The 13519-nt window shown below is 63.3% G+C and carries 13 protein-coding genes and 2 tRNA genes; 6 read left to right on the forward strand and 9 right to left on the reverse strand.

All coding sequences use genetic code 11. The annotated features are described in order from the left end of the window. The first annotated feature begins 5 nt into the window (after positions 1-5). The 5 genes from KUV26_RS07320 (at position 6) to KUV26_RS07340 (ending at position 4711) form a co-directional block, all read left to right on the forward strand. Positions 6-1292 (forward strand): homoserine dehydrogenase, encoded by a 1287-nt coding sequence (locus KUV26_RS07320; protein ID WP_222507859.1) that lies wholly within the window; start codon positions 6-8, stop codon positions 1290-1292. Between the two features lie 156 nt (positions 1293-1448). Continuing rightward, positions 1449-2435 (forward strand): class II fructose-bisphosphatase, encoded by a 987-nt coding sequence (gene glpX, locus KUV26_RS07325; protein WP_222503923.1) that lies wholly within the window; start codon positions 1449-1451, stop codon positions 2433-2435. Positions 2436-2547: 112 nt separating this feature from the next. Further along, the gene (recJ, locus tag KUV26_RS07330; RefSeq protein WP_222507860.1) at positions 2548-4287 is read left to right on the forward strand and encodes a single-stranded-DNA-specific exonuclease RecJ; all 1740 of its coding nucleotides are present in this window, start codon (positions 2548-2550) and stop codon (positions 4285-4287) included. Positions 4288-4391: 104 nt separating this feature from the next. Further along, positions 4392-4466, forward strand: a tRNA-Glu gene (locus tag KUV26_RS07335). Positions 4467-4636: 170 nt separating this feature from the next. Next, positions 4637-4711, forward strand: a tRNA-Glu gene (locus KUV26_RS07340). Between the two features lie 156 nt (positions 4712-4867). On the opposite strand, the gene KUV26_RS07345 is transcribed toward KUV26_RS07340, so the two are convergent. The 5 genes from KUV26_RS07345 to KUV26_RS07365 all read right to left on the reverse strand — a co-directional run bounded on the left by KUV26_RS07345 (position 4868) and on the right by KUV26_RS07365 (position 9737). After that, on the reverse strand, positions 4868-5920 hold the full coding sequence (locus KUV26_RS07345; protein ID WP_222507861.1) for a GGDEF domain-containing protein: 1053 nt from the start codon (positions 5918-5920) through the stop codon (positions 4868-4870). Continuing rightward, positions 5917-6504: a heme NO-binding domain-containing protein gene (locus KUV26_RS07350; protein WP_222503925.1), complete on the reverse strand. Its 588-nt coding sequence runs from the start codon at positions 6502-6504 to the stop codon at positions 5917-5919. The genes KUV26_RS07345 and KUV26_RS07350 overlap by 4 nt, the downstream gene beginning before the upstream one ends. A gap of 394 nt (positions 6505-6898) precedes the next feature. Next, on the reverse strand, positions 6899-8458 hold the full coding sequence (locus KUV26_RS07355) for a trimethylamine methyltransferase family protein (RefSeq protein WP_222507862.1): 1560 nt from the start codon (positions 8456-8458) through the stop codon (positions 6899-6901). 247 nt (positions 8459-8705) lie between these two features. Beyond that, positions 8706-9395 (reverse strand): HAD family hydrolase, encoded by a 690-nt coding sequence (locus KUV26_RS07360; protein WP_222507863.1) that lies wholly within the window; start codon positions 9393-9395, stop codon positions 8706-8708. A 57-nt stretch (positions 9396-9452) separates the two neighbouring features. Next, positions 9453-9737, reverse strand: a complete 285-nt coding sequence (locus KUV26_RS07365; protein ID WP_222507864.1) for a DUF3572 domain-containing protein — start codon at positions 9735-9737, stop codon at positions 9453-9455. Positions 9738-9852: 115 nt separating this feature from the next. Here KUV26_RS07365 and KUV26_RS07370 point away from each other — a divergent pair, with 115 nt between their 5' ends. Then, the gene (locus tag KUV26_RS07370) at positions 9853-11247 is read left to right on the forward strand and encodes a diguanylate cyclase domain-containing protein (RefSeq protein WP_222507865.1); all 1395 of its coding nucleotides are present in this window, start codon (positions 9853-9855) and stop codon (positions 11245-11247) included. On the opposite strand, the gene KUV26_RS07375 is transcribed toward KUV26_RS07370, so the two are convergent. The 4 genes from KUV26_RS07375 to KUV26_RS07390 form a co-directional block, all read right to left on the reverse strand. Then, the gene (locus KUV26_RS07375) at positions 11235-11942 is read right to left on the reverse strand and encodes a GAF domain-containing protein (protein ID WP_222507866.1); all 708 of its coding nucleotides are present in this window, start codon (positions 11940-11942) and stop codon (positions 11235-11237) included. The genes KUV26_RS07370 and KUV26_RS07375 overlap by 13 nt on opposite strands. 83 nt (positions 11943-12025) lie before the next feature. Beyond that, positions 12026-12493 carry a periplasmic heavy metal sensor gene (locus KUV26_RS07380; RefSeq protein WP_261399768.1) on the reverse strand — a complete coding sequence of 156 codons (468 nt, stop codon included), beginning with the start codon at positions 12491-12493 and terminating at the stop codon, positions 12026-12028. A gap of 20 nt (positions 12494-12513) precedes the next feature. Continuing rightward, the gene (locus KUV26_RS07385; protein WP_222507868.1) at positions 12514-12888 is read right to left on the reverse strand and encodes a hypothetical protein; all 375 of its coding nucleotides are present in this window, start codon (positions 12886-12888) and stop codon (positions 12514-12516) included. Continuing rightward, positions 12881-13468 carry an RNA polymerase sigma factor gene (locus tag KUV26_RS07390; protein WP_222503933.1) on the reverse strand — a complete coding sequence of 196 codons (588 nt, stop codon included), beginning with the start codon at positions 13466-13468 and terminating at the stop codon, positions 12881-12883. The genes KUV26_RS07385 and KUV26_RS07390 overlap by 8 nt, the downstream gene beginning before the upstream one ends. Between the last annotated feature and the right edge of the window lie 51 nt (positions 13469-13519).

The raw sequence follows: 13519 nt of genomic DNA on the forward strand, positions 1-13519 counted from the left end.
CAGCCATGACAGAACCGCTTCGCCTTGGGATTGCAGGCTTGGGCACCGTCGGCATCGGCGTGGTGAAAATCATCCGCCGCCACGCGGCGCTGCTGGAGGCGCGGACCGGGCGCCAGGTGGTGATCTCCGCAGTCTCAGCGCGTAATCCGAATAAGAACCGTGGTGTTTCGCTCAAGGACTACGCTTGGGAAAACGATCCGGTGGCGCTGGCCGTGCGCGATGACGTCGATGTGTTCGTCGAGCTGATGGGCGGCCATAATGGCGCCGCCAAGGCCGCAACTGAGGCCGCGTTGGCCGCTGGCAAGGATGTCGTCACCGCCAACAAGGCCCTGCTGGCAATTCACGGCCAGGAATTAGCGGAACAGGCCGAGGCCGCCGGCCGTGTGATCCGGTTCGAAGCCGCGGTGGCCGGCGGCATCCCGGTGATCAAGTCCCTGACCGAAGGCCTGGCCGGCAATGAAATCACCCGTGTCATGGGGGTGATGAACGGCACCTGCAACTACATCCTGACCCAGATGGAAGCCACCGGGCAGGGCTACAACGCCCTGTTCGAGGAATGCGGCCGCCTGGGATACCTGGAAGCCGACCCGAATCTGGACGTTGGCGGCATCGACGCGGGCCATAAACTGGCACTGCTGGCCTCAATCGCCTTCGGCACCAAACCGGCCTTTGAAAAAGTGGAATTGGAAGGCATCCAGCGCATCCAGCTGGAGGATATCCGCGACGCCGCCGACATGGGCTACCGCATCAAGCTCTTGGGTGTGGCACAGCGCTCGCCCCGCGGGCTGGAACAGCGCATGTCGCCCTGCCTGGTGCCTGCCGACTCGCCGCTGGGCCAGCTAGAAGGCGGCACCAACATGGTGGTGATCGAGGGCGACTCCATCGAACAGGTGGTGCTGCGCGGACCCGGGGCCGGCGAGGGCCCAACCGCCAGCGCGGTGATGGGCGACATCCTCGACCTGGCCCGCGGCCTGCGCATTGCCACCTTCGGCCAGCCTGCCAGCACCCTGCAGGACGCCCCCGCGGCCCAAACCGGCCTGCCCGCGCCCTTTTACCTGCGCATGGGTCTGCTGGACAAACCCGGCGCCCTCGCCAAAGTCGCGGCCATTCTGGGCGAGGCCGGTGTGTCGATCGACCGGATGCGTCAGTACAGCCATAAAGCGCCGGTGGCGCCAGTGCTGTTCGTTACGCACAAATGCACCCGCGCCACCCTGGACACCGCGCTTGAGGGCCTCTCTGCCACCGATGTGGTCGACGGCACCCCCGTTGCCCTGCGCATCGAAGAGGTCTGATCCGCGCCAAGGGGGCAATTTTGAGCTGATTTAGGCACCACGGCAGGGATTTCCTGCCGCCCCAGCCCCTATCGCCCCTTGCGAGCCTGCCCCGCGCCGCGCTATTCGGCTTGAAACGCCCATTCACATCTTTTCCGTTGAGACAGGATTTCCGGTATGACATCGAACACCTCTGACGCGCCCTTTCATGACCGCATGCTGTCGCTGGGCCTCGCCCGCGTTGCCGAGCAGGCCGCACTGGCCTCTGCCTCGCTGATCGGCCGCGGCGACGAGAAAGCCGCCGATCAGGCCGCCGTCAATGCGATGCGCGAGCAGCTGAACCTGCTGGATATCGCCGGCGTGGTGGTGATCGGCGAGGGCGAGCGCGACGAGGCGCCGATGCTGTATATCGGCGAGGAAGTCGGCACCGGCAACGGTCCCGGCGTCGACATCGCTCTGGACCCGCTGGAAGGTACCACCCTGACCGCCAAGGACATGCCGAACGCGCTGACCGTGATTGCCATGGGCCCGCGCGGCTCCATGTTGCATGCGCCTGACACTTATATGGACAAGCTGGCCATCGGCCCGGGCTTTGAGGAAGGCGTCGTGTCGCTGGACATGTCCCCGCGCGAGCGTGTCGAGGCACTGGCTGCGGCCAAAGGCTGCGCGCCTTCCGACATTACTGTTTGCATTCTGGAGCGTCCGCGCCACGAAGCAATGATCGCTGAAGTCCGCGAGACCGGTGCCGCCATCCGCCTGATCACCGACGGTGACGTGGCCGGCGTCATGCACTGCGCCGAAAGCGATGTGACCGGCATCGACATGTACATGGGCCAGGGCGGCGCGCCTGAGGGCGTGCTGGCTGCGGCAGCATTGAAATGCATGGGCGGCCAGATTTTCGGCCGCCTGCTGTTCCGCAACGACGACGAAAAGGCGCGCGCATCCAAAGCCGGCATCACCGACCTGGACCGGATCTATTCCCGCGATGAAATGGTGACCCAGGACGTGATCTTCGCCGCCACCGGCGTCACCGGCGGATCGCTTCTGCCGTCCATCAAGCGCACCCCGGGCTGGGTTGAAACCACAACCCTTCTGATGCGTTCCAAGACCGGCTCGGTGCGCCGCATGTCCTACCGTACTCCGCTGGCGCCGCATCAGAAGTAATCCGGCCTCAAAGCCGGGAAGCGGCTTGCGCCGCGGCCTCCGGCGGGAGTATTCGACCAACGAAGAAGGGCCGGATCCATTGGGGGTCCGGCCTTTGCATATGGGGCAGATGATGAGCTTTTTGGGTGTTGAGCAGTCCTTGACCGGACGCCGCTGGGTCGGCCCCGGGGTTGAGGTGGACCGGGCGTCCGAGATGATGGCGCAGCAGACCGGCCTGCCCCGTTCCGTCTGTCAGGTGCTGGCCCGGCGGGGCGTGCCAGCAATGGAAGCGAAAGGGTTTCTGGAACCGAAGCTGAAAGAGCTGCTGCCCGACCCTCGCGAGATGAAGGACATGGAAGCGGCGGCCACTCGGTTTCTTGAAGCGGTACGGCGGAAGCAGCGCATTGCGGTCTTTGCAGACTATGACGTCGATGGCGGCAGCTCTGCCGCGCTTCTCCTGGTATGGCTGCGGCAGATGGGACTGGAGGCGACGCTCTACATCCCGGACCGCATCGACGAGGGCTATGGCCCCAATGTCCCTGCAATGCAGGAATTGGCTGCTGCCCACGAACTGATAATTTGTGTCGACTGCGGCACCCTAAGCCATGAACCGATTGCCGCCGCCAAAGGCGCTGACGTGATCGTGCTGGACCACCACCTGGGCGGCGAAACATTGCCGGACTGCGTGGCCGTGGTGAACCCCAACCGGCAGGACGAAAGCGGTGATCTCGGCTATTTCTGCGCGGCGGGCGTGGTGTTCCTGATGCTGGTCGAAGCGGGCCGTCAACTGCGAGAAACAGGCGCCAAAGGCCCGGACCTTATGGCACTGCTCGACCTAGTGGCGCTGGCCACTGTGGCGGATGTTGCGCCCCTGATCGGCGCCAACCGGGCGCTGGTGCGCCAGGGACTCAAGGTGATGGGCGCCCGCAACCGCCCGGGGCTGGTGGCGCTCTCTGACGTCTCCCGCATGGATTCGGCGCCCTCTACCTATCACTTGGGTTTCCTTCTAGGTCCGCGGGTGAACGCTGGGGGACGGATCGGCAAGGCCGATCTCGGTGCCCGTTTGCTATCCACGGACAACCCGCATGAGGCAGCGGCCTTGGCCGAACGGCTGGATGAACTGAACACAGAGCGCCGCGACATTGAAGGCGCGGTGCGCGCGGCGGCGCTGGAGCAGGCGGAGGAGCGCGGGCTGGAATCCCCTCTGGTCTGGGCTGCAGGCGAGGGGTGGCATCCCGGTGTCGTTGGCATCGTCGCCTCGCGCCTGAAGGAAGCCGCAAACCGGCCCGCCATCGTGATCGGCTTTGATGGCGAAGAGGGCAAAGGCTCCGGCCGCTCCGTCTCCGGTGTCGACCTGGGCGCCTCGATTCAGCGGCTGGCGGCCGAAGGGTTGCTGGTCAAGGGCGGCGGCCACAAGATGGCGGCTGGCCTCACCGTGATGCGGGACAAACTGGAACCTGCAATGGAACGGCTGAGCGAGCTGCTGGCCAAACAGGGCGCAGGCCAAGGCGGGCCCGCAGACCTGAAGCTGGACGGGGCACTGATGCCCGGTGCCGCAACTGTGAAGCTGATCGGACAGATCGAACAGGCCGGGCCCTTTGGCGCCGGCGCCCCTGCCCCGCGCTATGCGTTGCCGGACCTGCAAGTGCGCTTTGCCAAGAGGGTGGGCGAAAGCCACCTGAAGCTTTCCCTCAGCGACGGCATGGGCGGCGGCGTCGATGCAATCTGTTTTGGCGCCTTTGACACAGCGCTTGGCCCGCGGCTGCTGGAGCATGGCGGCGCGCGTTTCCATTTTGCCGGGCGGCTGGAAATCAACACTTGGGGCGGCCGCCAAAGCCCGCAGTTGCGCCTGGAAGACGCTGCCGAGGCCTGAGTTTTCAAAGACTTGCCGCCTGTGGATAAGAAATTTCACAAAGGCGCATTTTTTCTCTTGCGGGTGTCCGCGCTTGCAACTAAACACCCGCTCACGCACAGAGTGGCCCGTTCGTCTATCGGTTAGGACGCCAGGTTTTCAACCTGGAAAGAGGGGTTCGATTCCCCTACGGGCTGCCACTTTACCCGCAAATCAGTACCCGCAAGCGCGCAAAGATGACGCGATTTTTTCCGTTTCAGGCCGGTCATTTAAGGGGAATTCGGGGCCGCTAAAAAAAACTTCACATTCCTGCAAATACCCTCTTGCGCCCAGCTGGAGCAATCAGTAAACACCGCCTCACAGACAGAGTGGCCCGTTCGTCTATCGGTTAGGACGCCAGGTTTTCAACCTGGAAAGAGGGGTTCGATTCCCCTACGGGCTGCCACTTTCCCAATCTAAAATGTGAACTTATTGTCCACTCCCCTACGTGGCTTTGGCTTCGCACGCTGCCATGCAAAGACAGGCCGTGCTGCTGAAATGCAAGCGGCAGCCCTTCGGCCGCCGGAACATTTTCGCACATTGCTTGCAAGGGTACATTGCCTCAGGACGGGCTGCCACGCACCTCAGCTGGCCGGGAAGACGCGGGTGGGCTGTCATCGGCTCCGCCTGTTTTGTCCATGCCTTCCCGGTAGAAGCAGTGCTGCGCCCGCCCAGCACGCTTGGCGGCATAAAGCGCCACGTCCGCCTGGTTCAGCAGTTCCTGAGCATCCGGCACTTTTTGCCAGGTCGACAGCGTGGTGCCGGCGCTAGCGGAAATCCGGCAAGTCTGGCCAGCAAAGGGAACCGGCTCCTCCAGACGCTGAATCAGCCGTTTGGCAATCGCCGCCAGCCTAGCGGTATCCAGCACGCCCTCGAGTATCATCACGAATTCATCGCCGCCGACACGGGCAACCGTGTCCGACTGGCGGGTGCACTCCACCATAACCCTCGCCGCCTGCTGCAGCACCGCATCACCGGCCGCATGGCCGAGCGTGTCATTCACCTGTTTGAAGAAGTCCAGATCCAGGTGCATCAGAGCAAACTCGCGGCCACTGTTGATGAGCCGCGCCAGCACATGATCCATGGCACGGCGGTTCTTCAGACCTGTCAGCGTGTCGGTGAATGCTTGCTCCTCCGCCGCGATCTTGGCCCCCTGAAGCCGCAGGTTCAGCTGTCGCGACGCCTCCATCGCGGCCGATTTCGCCTCCACCAGATACAGCATCTCGATGGTCAGGTCGGTGGGCGAAAAATCGGCGCTGGTCAAATCGTAGTCGCGCACCGCTTCCAGAACGGAAATCCCGAATGAGAGGTTAATAAATGCTCCTTGCCCGTCAGGCAGCGGGGTGCACACTCCCTTTAGCCCCGTCTGCGGCGTATCACGGAATTGCAGGTGCAGCTTGCTGCCCGCTGTGCGTTCGAGATCCTCAACCGAGCGCACTGAGCGCGGGCGGGACAAATCGAAAACCCGGAAGAACCGCCGCCCTTCCCACGTCAGCCGCGGGCGCAGCTTTTTCAAGGTCGGCCCCGCGGAGACTATCCGCCCTTTGGCATCGACTATGGCATACATCGGGCAAATCACGCCTGCCATCTGCGTCAGCTGCTGCAATGTCATCATAGGGAATGCGCTCCCAAATCAAATTCGCGCCCGGCGGCAAATTTGGTTTCCACCAGGGTGATAGAAATCACTTCGGCACCGCCATGGGTGCCGCTGTGGTCCAGGAAAACCAGATCCCCGTAATCATCCGCCATCGCCCGCAGCACCCCCATCAGCACAGAGGCATATCCGGGCAACCCCGGCTGGCAAATAAGCTCAAACTGATCCGGGGCCTGCTCCAGCAGTTCCAGACCAGGCAGGTGCAGATCGGATACCGCCAGTCGCGCCCGGTCCGGCAGGTCGTCCAATGAGTGCAGGAATTCAACATAATTCACGCCGCCGAACCGCAGCAGCCGACGCAGCGCCTCGACCTGCGGGTTGGACACCAGGAATGTTCCCATGTCCTCCAGCATTTCCGGCAGCGGCCGGGCCAGGACCTTTTCCATCGCAGCCAGCATGCTGCCGGACTGCTCTTCGGTATAAAAAAGCATCGCTTCGAACTCAGTAAAGCCGAGTCCGGCCTCATCCATGACCTCTTCCCAGCGGTCTGCCCCGTAGGTACTTGTCACAAAAGCCTGAATCGCTCTGTTGATCAGACCGTGCATGCAATGGTCCCTCTTTGCCCATGCCACAGTCTTGACGCCTGCAGGTTAAGAAAGGCCCAACAAAGCAAACTTACAGGGAAATACGCGCACAATTTTCCCGCTTTCTCATACTCCAGCACGAAACCTGCACCTTCAAAATCGACAACCGCGCATCCGCGCGGCCCTGTCATTATATGGCAACCGGCCCCGAGGCCAATCACTTCCGGGGCAATCGCGCAATGTCGGCACCCGCCCGCTGTCAATCCGGGACGTACGCCATTGCTTTGCGTTGCATGCCCACGCCGGAGGCAGCAAGCCGGCAGGCCCCCGCCAGAACAGAGCGGACTCTATCCGGTTTTCGCCAGGCACAAAGAAGCGGAGGCAGGGCCTCCGCTGTCATTTCTGCTATCAAGACTCAGAAATCTGTGGGAGCGCCGCCTTCCGCCTTCCTCCGAGCCACAAAATCCGCCAGTTCATCCCGGATCCCGGCATCAATCGGCGGTTCCTCGAAACTGCCAATGATCTCTTTATAAATCTTGTGCGCGCGCTCCGCGGTCCAGGTGGCACCCGCAGCCTCCCAAGCCTCATAATTTCGCCAGTCGCTCAGGAACGGCTGATAGAAGGCCGTGGCATAGCGGTCCTGGGTGTGCTGGATGCCGAAAAAATGGCCGTCGTTGCCGACCTCGCGGATCGCGTCCAGGGCGATCTCTTCCGGCCCGGTGGCGGAAATCTGTGGCTGCATGTAGCGTTCGATCTGCTGCAGGATCTCGCAGTCCATGATGAACTTCTCAGGGGACGCGATCAGCCCGCCCTCGAGCCAGCCGGCCGCGTGGTAAACCATGTTGGTTCCCGACTGCACCGCAGCCCAGAGAGAATTGGAGGTCTCCCAGATCGCCTGCCCGTCCGGCACATTGGCCGCACAGACGCCGGAAGAACGCATCGGCAAGCCGTAAAACCGCGCCATCTGTCCGGTCATCTGGGTCGAGCGCATGTACTCCGGCGTACCGAAGGCCGGCGCGCCCGATTTCATGTCCACGTTCGAGGTGAAGGTGCCGATCACGCAGGGCGTGCCGGGGCGCACGTACTGGAACAGCGCAATCGCGCACAGGCTTTCGGCAATCGACTGCGCCACTGCGCCCGCCATGGTCACCGGCGCCATTGCCCCCGCCAGGGTGAAGGGCGACACCACGATCGCCTGGCCGCGCCGGGCCAACCGCAGGCAGCCGTCGATCATCGGGAAATCGTGCTTCAACGGCGAAGTGGAGTTGATGTTTGTGTACATCCGCGGTTTGGCTTCGAATTCCTCGTGGCTGAGCCCGCCTGCAATCCGCACCATCTCCATCACATCTTCGACCCGCTCCTTGCCCAGCGAATAGGCATGCATAGCCTTGTCGGTGAGGGTCAGCTTGTCATAGAGCACATCCAGGTGGCGGATCGAGGCATGAATGTCCACCGGCTCAACCGGGTAGCCGCCGGCAAAGTGGATGCAATTGAAGTACTGCGTCAGCTTCAAGAGGTTGCGGCACTGCTCGCGGTTGCCTGCCACTTTGCGGTTGAGCTCCATGTCCCAGTAATTCGGCGGCGAGGACACGTTGCCGAACAGAATGTGGTTGCCGCCCAGCGGAATGGTGCGGTCCGGGTTGCGCGGGGTGATGGAGAATTCGCGGGGGGCCTTGCCCACCATCTCCATCACGAAATCGCGATCCATCCTGACCAATTCGCCGTCTACCTTCACACCGGCCTGCTTGAATATCTCCAGCGCTTCAGGGTTCAGGAACACGACCCCGATCTCCTCCAGGATCCGCATGGCGCCTTCGTGGATCGCCTGTATGCCCTCTTCGCTTAAAGGCTCGGTCGGCCGGTCGATATTGACTGGGATCTGCCAGGGCATCTGCTCCAGCACCGCACTGCCGCGCCGGGCCGCTGCGCCAGCCCTGCCCCCGCCCCGCCGCTTGCGTGTGCCTGTCTCTGCCATGTTGGCCTCCCGTGAATTCGCGTTTCTCAAGTGCTGATAGGTAATCAATGCGCCAACCCTGTCCGCCCGGACCTGTCCGTTCCCGACCCAGCATGTCGCTTTTATCGCATCACCTGCCGTGGCAGGCTATTTCTGTACACATATGCCCAGTCAGCCGCAAAGAAATGCCGGCACACTAATCAGATGCGCCGGCGGATTCGCCTGGGACCGGGCGAAATTTGGGGAATCAGTCGGGATCACGTCCCATTCAGCGATCCAGCCAGCCGGGGATATGGCCAATGTCCGGCAACACGATATCCGCATGCGGCAGCAGTTCCTCACGCAGGGCCATGCCGGTCAGAACCCCGATCCGCTGCATTCCTGCCGCGGCGCCTGCCTCCAGATCATGCAGGCTGTCGCCCACCATGGCAGTCCGGTCCGGAGAAACCCCAGCCGCCTTGCAAAACGCCAGCAGCGGATCCGGGTCAGGCTTGGCCCCATGGCCGCTGTCGCAGCCGGCGACGAAGACAAACCGGTCCAGCACCCCGGCCCTGTGAAGCTGGCTTTTGGCAGAAACCTCGGCGTCGTTGGTCATGACCCCCAGCACTTTGCCGCGGGCCAGCAACCCGTCGAGAAAAGCCGCCAGCGGCACTGCCGGCGCCAGCTCCGCTTCTGCCGCGCTCTCCGCCAGGAACTCCGCCAGCTCCCCGGCATCCATATCCGGCACAAACGGCGCCAGCACCTCAGCCACCTCATCGTTGGACCCGGCAATCACAAGGCTGTCGGGGTTGAACGCTTCACGTTCAAGGTCATAGCTGATGACGGCGGCCATCGCCCGCTTGGCGTCCAGGTCGCCCTTTGACAACGCCTCCAGAACCCGGGCCGCCCAGCCGTCCCAGGTAGCAGCAAAGTCGAACAGGGTTCCGTCCTTGTCGAACAGGAATGCATCAACCGTCATGGCACGTCCTTTTTGCACAGGTTCCGGACAGGACCCTAGGGCCGGCCTGCCCCGTTCTCAAGTCCAGTTCACCTGAGCACCGCCCGGAAGCGACATCCGTGCCTGCATAGGCAACTGGTAGGCCAGCCCCTCGGAATCGCAGAACTGCATCACCCAGGCATCATCCATCGTTAAGAAATCGAGCACTGCCCCGAGAAACGCGGGATCTGACGCCTGCGCGCGCAAATCCGCCTCGCTTGCGCCGGTGGCGCCCAGAAACACCGGCAGAAGCTCATCATTTCCGGCCAGCCAGGCCAAAGCCTTGAGTGACAGCGTTTCAGCTACATCAGCGGAAATCCGCATGTTCTCCATACTCCTGCCGCATTGCGGTCAATTTAGTAAAAATCCGAAAGGGTTTCTTAACCAGTCTCAGCAAAACTTCCAGACATAGGATTTGCAAGGGGCGAAAGGATACCGCGTGCAAGGCACTATCCTGGTCATCGACGGCGTCGCCACCAACCGCATTATGCTGAAGGTGCAGCTGGCGGCTGCCTACTACGACGCCGTTCCGGCCGGCAGCGTGGCAGAGGTGCTGCAGGCCGCGCGCAGCTGCCGCCCCGACCTTGTGCTTACCGCCATGTCGCTGCCCGACGGCACCGCCGCAGATGTCAAACGCGCGCTGGCAGGGGATGAGGCGCTGGCTGACCTGCCGGTGATCGCGGTCTCAGACTGGGAAGGGCACAAGGCCCGGCTGCAGGCACTGGCTGCGGGCATTGACGACGTGCTGCAGCAGCCGGTGGACGACGTTATCCTGCAGGCCCGTATCCGCAGCCTGCTGCGCGCCCGCAGCGCCAGCGAGGAGCTGAACCTGCAGCGCGACGCCTCGCATGGTTTCATTCTGCCGCTGTGCGACCGCGCCTGCGCCGAGGATCTGCGCAACGCCACTGTCGCCCTGGTGGCCGAGGATCCGCGCACCGCTGCGGCCTGGCGCGACCTTCTCTCGGCCCGCCTGCCCTTTGCCCTTCGCACCCATGCCATCGGCGACATCCAGGGGCTGATGCAGGCACCGGTAGCCGACGCCATCGTCATTGAGTTGAATGAGGCTTCGGCCGGCCCCGGCCTGCGCCTGCTGGCAGATCTGCGCGCCCGCGCGGCCACCCGTAAATCCGTGGTCATCGCGGTGCCGAACCCGGCTGATCCCCTGATTGCCGCCGAAGCACTGGACCGCGGCGCCCATGACGTTCTGCAAACCGGCTTCGATGTGGAGGAGCTTGAACTCCGTCTCACCGCCCAACTTCAGCACAAATTCCGCAACGACCAGCTGCGCGACAGTGTCCGAAACGGGTTGCGAGCGGCAAATCTGGACCCGATGACCGGGCTGTACAACCGCCGCTATGCCAAACCTTTTCTGGACCGGGTGGCGCATTCCGCAGCCGAAACTGGCGAAAAATATGCCGTCATGCTGGCTGACCTCGATCATTTCAAGCGGATCAACGATCTCTACGGCCATCCGGCCGGCGATGCCGTGCTGATTGAGGCGGCCCGCCGCATGCAAGCAGTGCTGCGCCCGGCGGATCTTCTCGCCCGCGTCGGCGGAGAAGAGTTCATGGCAGTGCTGCCGGGTGCTGACGAGGCGGAGGCGGGCCGGACCGCCATTTCTCTTTGCAACGCCATCAACGGCACTCCTTTTCAGCTGCCGGGCTCCAGCGAGCCGGTCAAGGTCACCATCAGCATCGGTGCGGTGATGGGCGGTGCCGGCAAGGACGTCAGCACTGCTGCGCTGGTCGAAAAAGCCGACCAAGCCCTCTATGATGCCAAGAACGCAGGCCGAAATCAGGTCACCCTGCCCTCAGAATGCACTCAGGCGGCCTGACCGGCGGCCACCAGCTCCCTGCCGACCGCCTCGCTCAGCGCCGCCATCGCCTGCAGATCCTGCGGCGCAAACGGCTCCCGCGCCTCAATTGCGGAAAAGTTCACCGTTCCCCATGCCGTGCCGCCAATTTTGATCGGCGCTCCGATGTAAGTTTCCAGACGGAACATTTCATAGCAGGGGTGCCCGGCAATCTCGGAACTGCTCGCCTTGTGGAAGGCCAATGGTGCTTTCGCATTGAGGGTATGGACACAATAGGTGTCCCCCAGTCCGAATTCAGTGCCGGGGTCGACTTCAACCTCGTCCGAAACGCAATACATGACAACATACCTGCTGCCCCTGACATTGCTCACCAGGGCCGACGCTGTTTTGAACAGGTCATTCCCGCAAGCCAACAGGCGTTTGATCTTTTCTTGCGGCTCCAAATCCAGACGCTCTGAAATCGCCTGAACGCCAGCTGCTGCCTTTGCACTTCCTTCCATACCGGAGCGTTTCCCCTTTTTCCTGATGGCCTGACACTTGGTTTGGCAGAACCGGTGCGTCCCGGTTCGCCAGCGCCTGAAGTGCACGTGGCCGCGCCTCCTCCAGGCCGATCCTTCTGCAGGAATTCCACCAAGGCAACCGGGGATAACCGCCTCAGCGCCCATATCGGCAATTTGCAATCCAAGGGCGCAGCCCAAATCAACCTCAAGGCGCATTGATCGCCTCCTAAGCGAGGCCGCTCCGCATTGCTCACGCCAAGTACAGCAGTCAGGAACGGCGCTCAGAAGATTCTGCCGGGCTAATCGGCGCCAGGGCCGCGGTGCTGTTTAGCTTTGCCGCGCCATTGCAAACGCTCTTCCAGCCGGTCAGCCAGCGCCGCGCGCTCGCGCGGTGTCATGCCCTCCAGCTTACGGACCCAGGCCTCTTGCACTTTGGTATGAAAATGTTGGCGGGCATCAGCCTGCGCCCGCATCAGCGCAAGCAGGGACTCGGAGTCAAAAGGATCGCTGCGCAAAGCAATCACCACAGCCGCGCCTTCTGCATGGCGGCGCTTATAAAAGCTGCCGTGTCGGCCGCCGGCTTCCTGCCGCAGAGCCCTGCGGGTGTCCGGGTCCAGTTCGCGGAAGATCATTGCTCCGATATCCGGCGGCCTGCGCCAGTGCTTGTCCTTGCCTGAAAACCGCCAGGCCGCCCCTGCAGCAATGCCGGCCACCGCCAGGTTCAGAGCCAGGGAGCCCGCCAGCAGCAGCTTCAGCCACAATTTCATTCCCGGCTTGTTCTCCGAACTCATTGCAGATCCTCGCTCAGCACCATCGCCATGTCATAGCTGTCATATGGCACAGCGGTGCCGTTTTCCTCATAGCCTGCCAGAGCTGCCGGGTCCGGCACGAAGGACGGCGGCGCCATACCGATCCACAAACCCGCCGCGCAGGCAGCCGTCAGCCCGCCCAGTGCAGGCCATCCGCCCACCGCCTCAATCAGTTGCCGCCACATCGGCTGACGCTCCGCACGGACATTTGCCGCAGTCTGTCCTCCCGGCTGCACACGCGCAGCATCAGCAAGTATGGCCGTATTCAGATGCAGCGGCAGCGCAGGCGGATCTGCACGCGCTGCCGCAAACATATCCTCCAGCTCCTGCAGTGCCTTGCTCTCGTCAGCCATCGCTATACCCCAACTCTTCGCGCCGCCCGGCCAAAGCCGCGGCCAGCGCCCGCTTGCCCCGGGCGGTGAGACTTTCCACCGCCTCAACGCTGATGTCCATGATCCCGGCAATTTCCGGGTTGGAGAGTTCCTCCAAATGCCGCAGCACCACAGCCTGCCGCTGCCGCTCCGGCAACTGCATCAGCGCCGCCTGCAATGCATCCTGCCGCGCCCCCTCCTGCATCTGCTCCGCCGCCGAGCGGCCCGGGTCCGGCGGCTCCGGCACCGCGTCCAGATCCACATACCCGCCGCGGGCGCGCCGCTTGCGGTCGATGCACAGGTTCATCGCCACCCGGTAGAGCCAGGTCGAGACCTGTGCCTCCCCCGGCCGCCAGTCCGGCGCCATTTTCCACAGGCGAAGCATCGCGTCCTGGGTCACATCCTCGGCCTCGGCGCGGCCCCCCATCACCCGCATCGCAATGCCAAAGACCCGCGGTCCCAGCCGCGCGGTCAGCTCCGCCGCGGCCCGCCCGTCGCCATTGGCATAGAGCACCAGAAGCGCATCGTCAGAGACCGCTTCCGCTGCCGCCGCTGGGCTCATGGCCGCCGGACCCGCTTTGGAGGCCCGGCGCCGCGATATCTCCGACTTATG

It is taken from the genome of Leisingera daeponensis (assembly GCF_019801465.1).
In the GTDB taxonomy this organism is placed as follows: domain Bacteria; phylum Pseudomonadota; class Alphaproteobacteria; order Rhodobacterales; family Rhodobacteraceae; genus Leisingera; species Leisingera daeponensis_A.

Excerpts from the sequence above, each read along its gene's own strand:
- KUV26_RS07320 (WP_222507859.1), top strand. The coding sequence starts at position 6 with ATGACAGAACCGCTTCGCCTTGGGATTGCAGGCTTGGGCACCGTCGGC.
- glpX (WP_222503923.1), top strand. The coding sequence starts at position 1,449 with ATGACATCGAACACCTCTGACGCGCCCTTTCATGACCGCATGCTGTCG.
- recJ (WP_222507860.1), top strand. The coding sequence starts at position 2,548 with ATGAGCTTTTTGGGTGTTGAGCAGTCCTTGACCGGACGCCGCTGGGTC.
- KUV26_RS07345 (WP_222507861.1), bottom strand. The coding sequence starts at position 5,920 with ATGATGACATTGCAGCAGCTGACGCAGATGGCAGGCGTGATTTGCCCG.
- KUV26_RS07350 (WP_222503925.1), bottom strand. The coding sequence starts at position 6,504 with ATGCACGGTCTGATCAACAGAGCGATTCAGGCTTTTGTGACAAGTACC.
- KUV26_RS07355 (WP_222507862.1), bottom strand. The coding sequence starts at position 8,458 with ATGGCAGAGACAGGCACACGCAAGCGGCGGGGCGGGGGCAGGGCTGGC.
- KUV26_RS07360 (WP_222507863.1), bottom strand. The coding sequence starts at position 9,395 with ATGACGGTTGATGCATTCCTGTTCGACAAGGACGGAACCCTGTTCGAC.
- KUV26_RS07365 (WP_222507864.1), bottom strand. The coding sequence starts at position 9,737 with ATGCGGATTTCCGCTGATGTAGCTGAAACGCTGTCACTCAAGGCTTTG.
- KUV26_RS07375 (WP_222507866.1), bottom strand. The coding sequence starts at position 11,942 with ATGCGCCTTGAGGTTGATTTGGGCTGCGCCCTTGGATTGCAAATTGCC.
- KUV26_RS07380 (WP_261399768.1), bottom strand. The coding sequence starts at position 12,493 with ATGAAATTGTGGCTGAAGCTGCTGCTGGCGGGCTCCCTGGCTCTGAAC.
- KUV26_RS07385 (WP_222507868.1), bottom strand. The coding sequence starts at position 12,888 with ATGGCTGACGAGAGCAAGGCACTGCAGGAGCTGGAGGATATGTTTGCG.
- KUV26_RS07390 (WP_222503933.1), bottom strand. The coding sequence starts at position 13,468 with ATGAGCCCAGCGGCGGCAGCGGAAGCGGTCTCTGACGATGCGCTTCTG.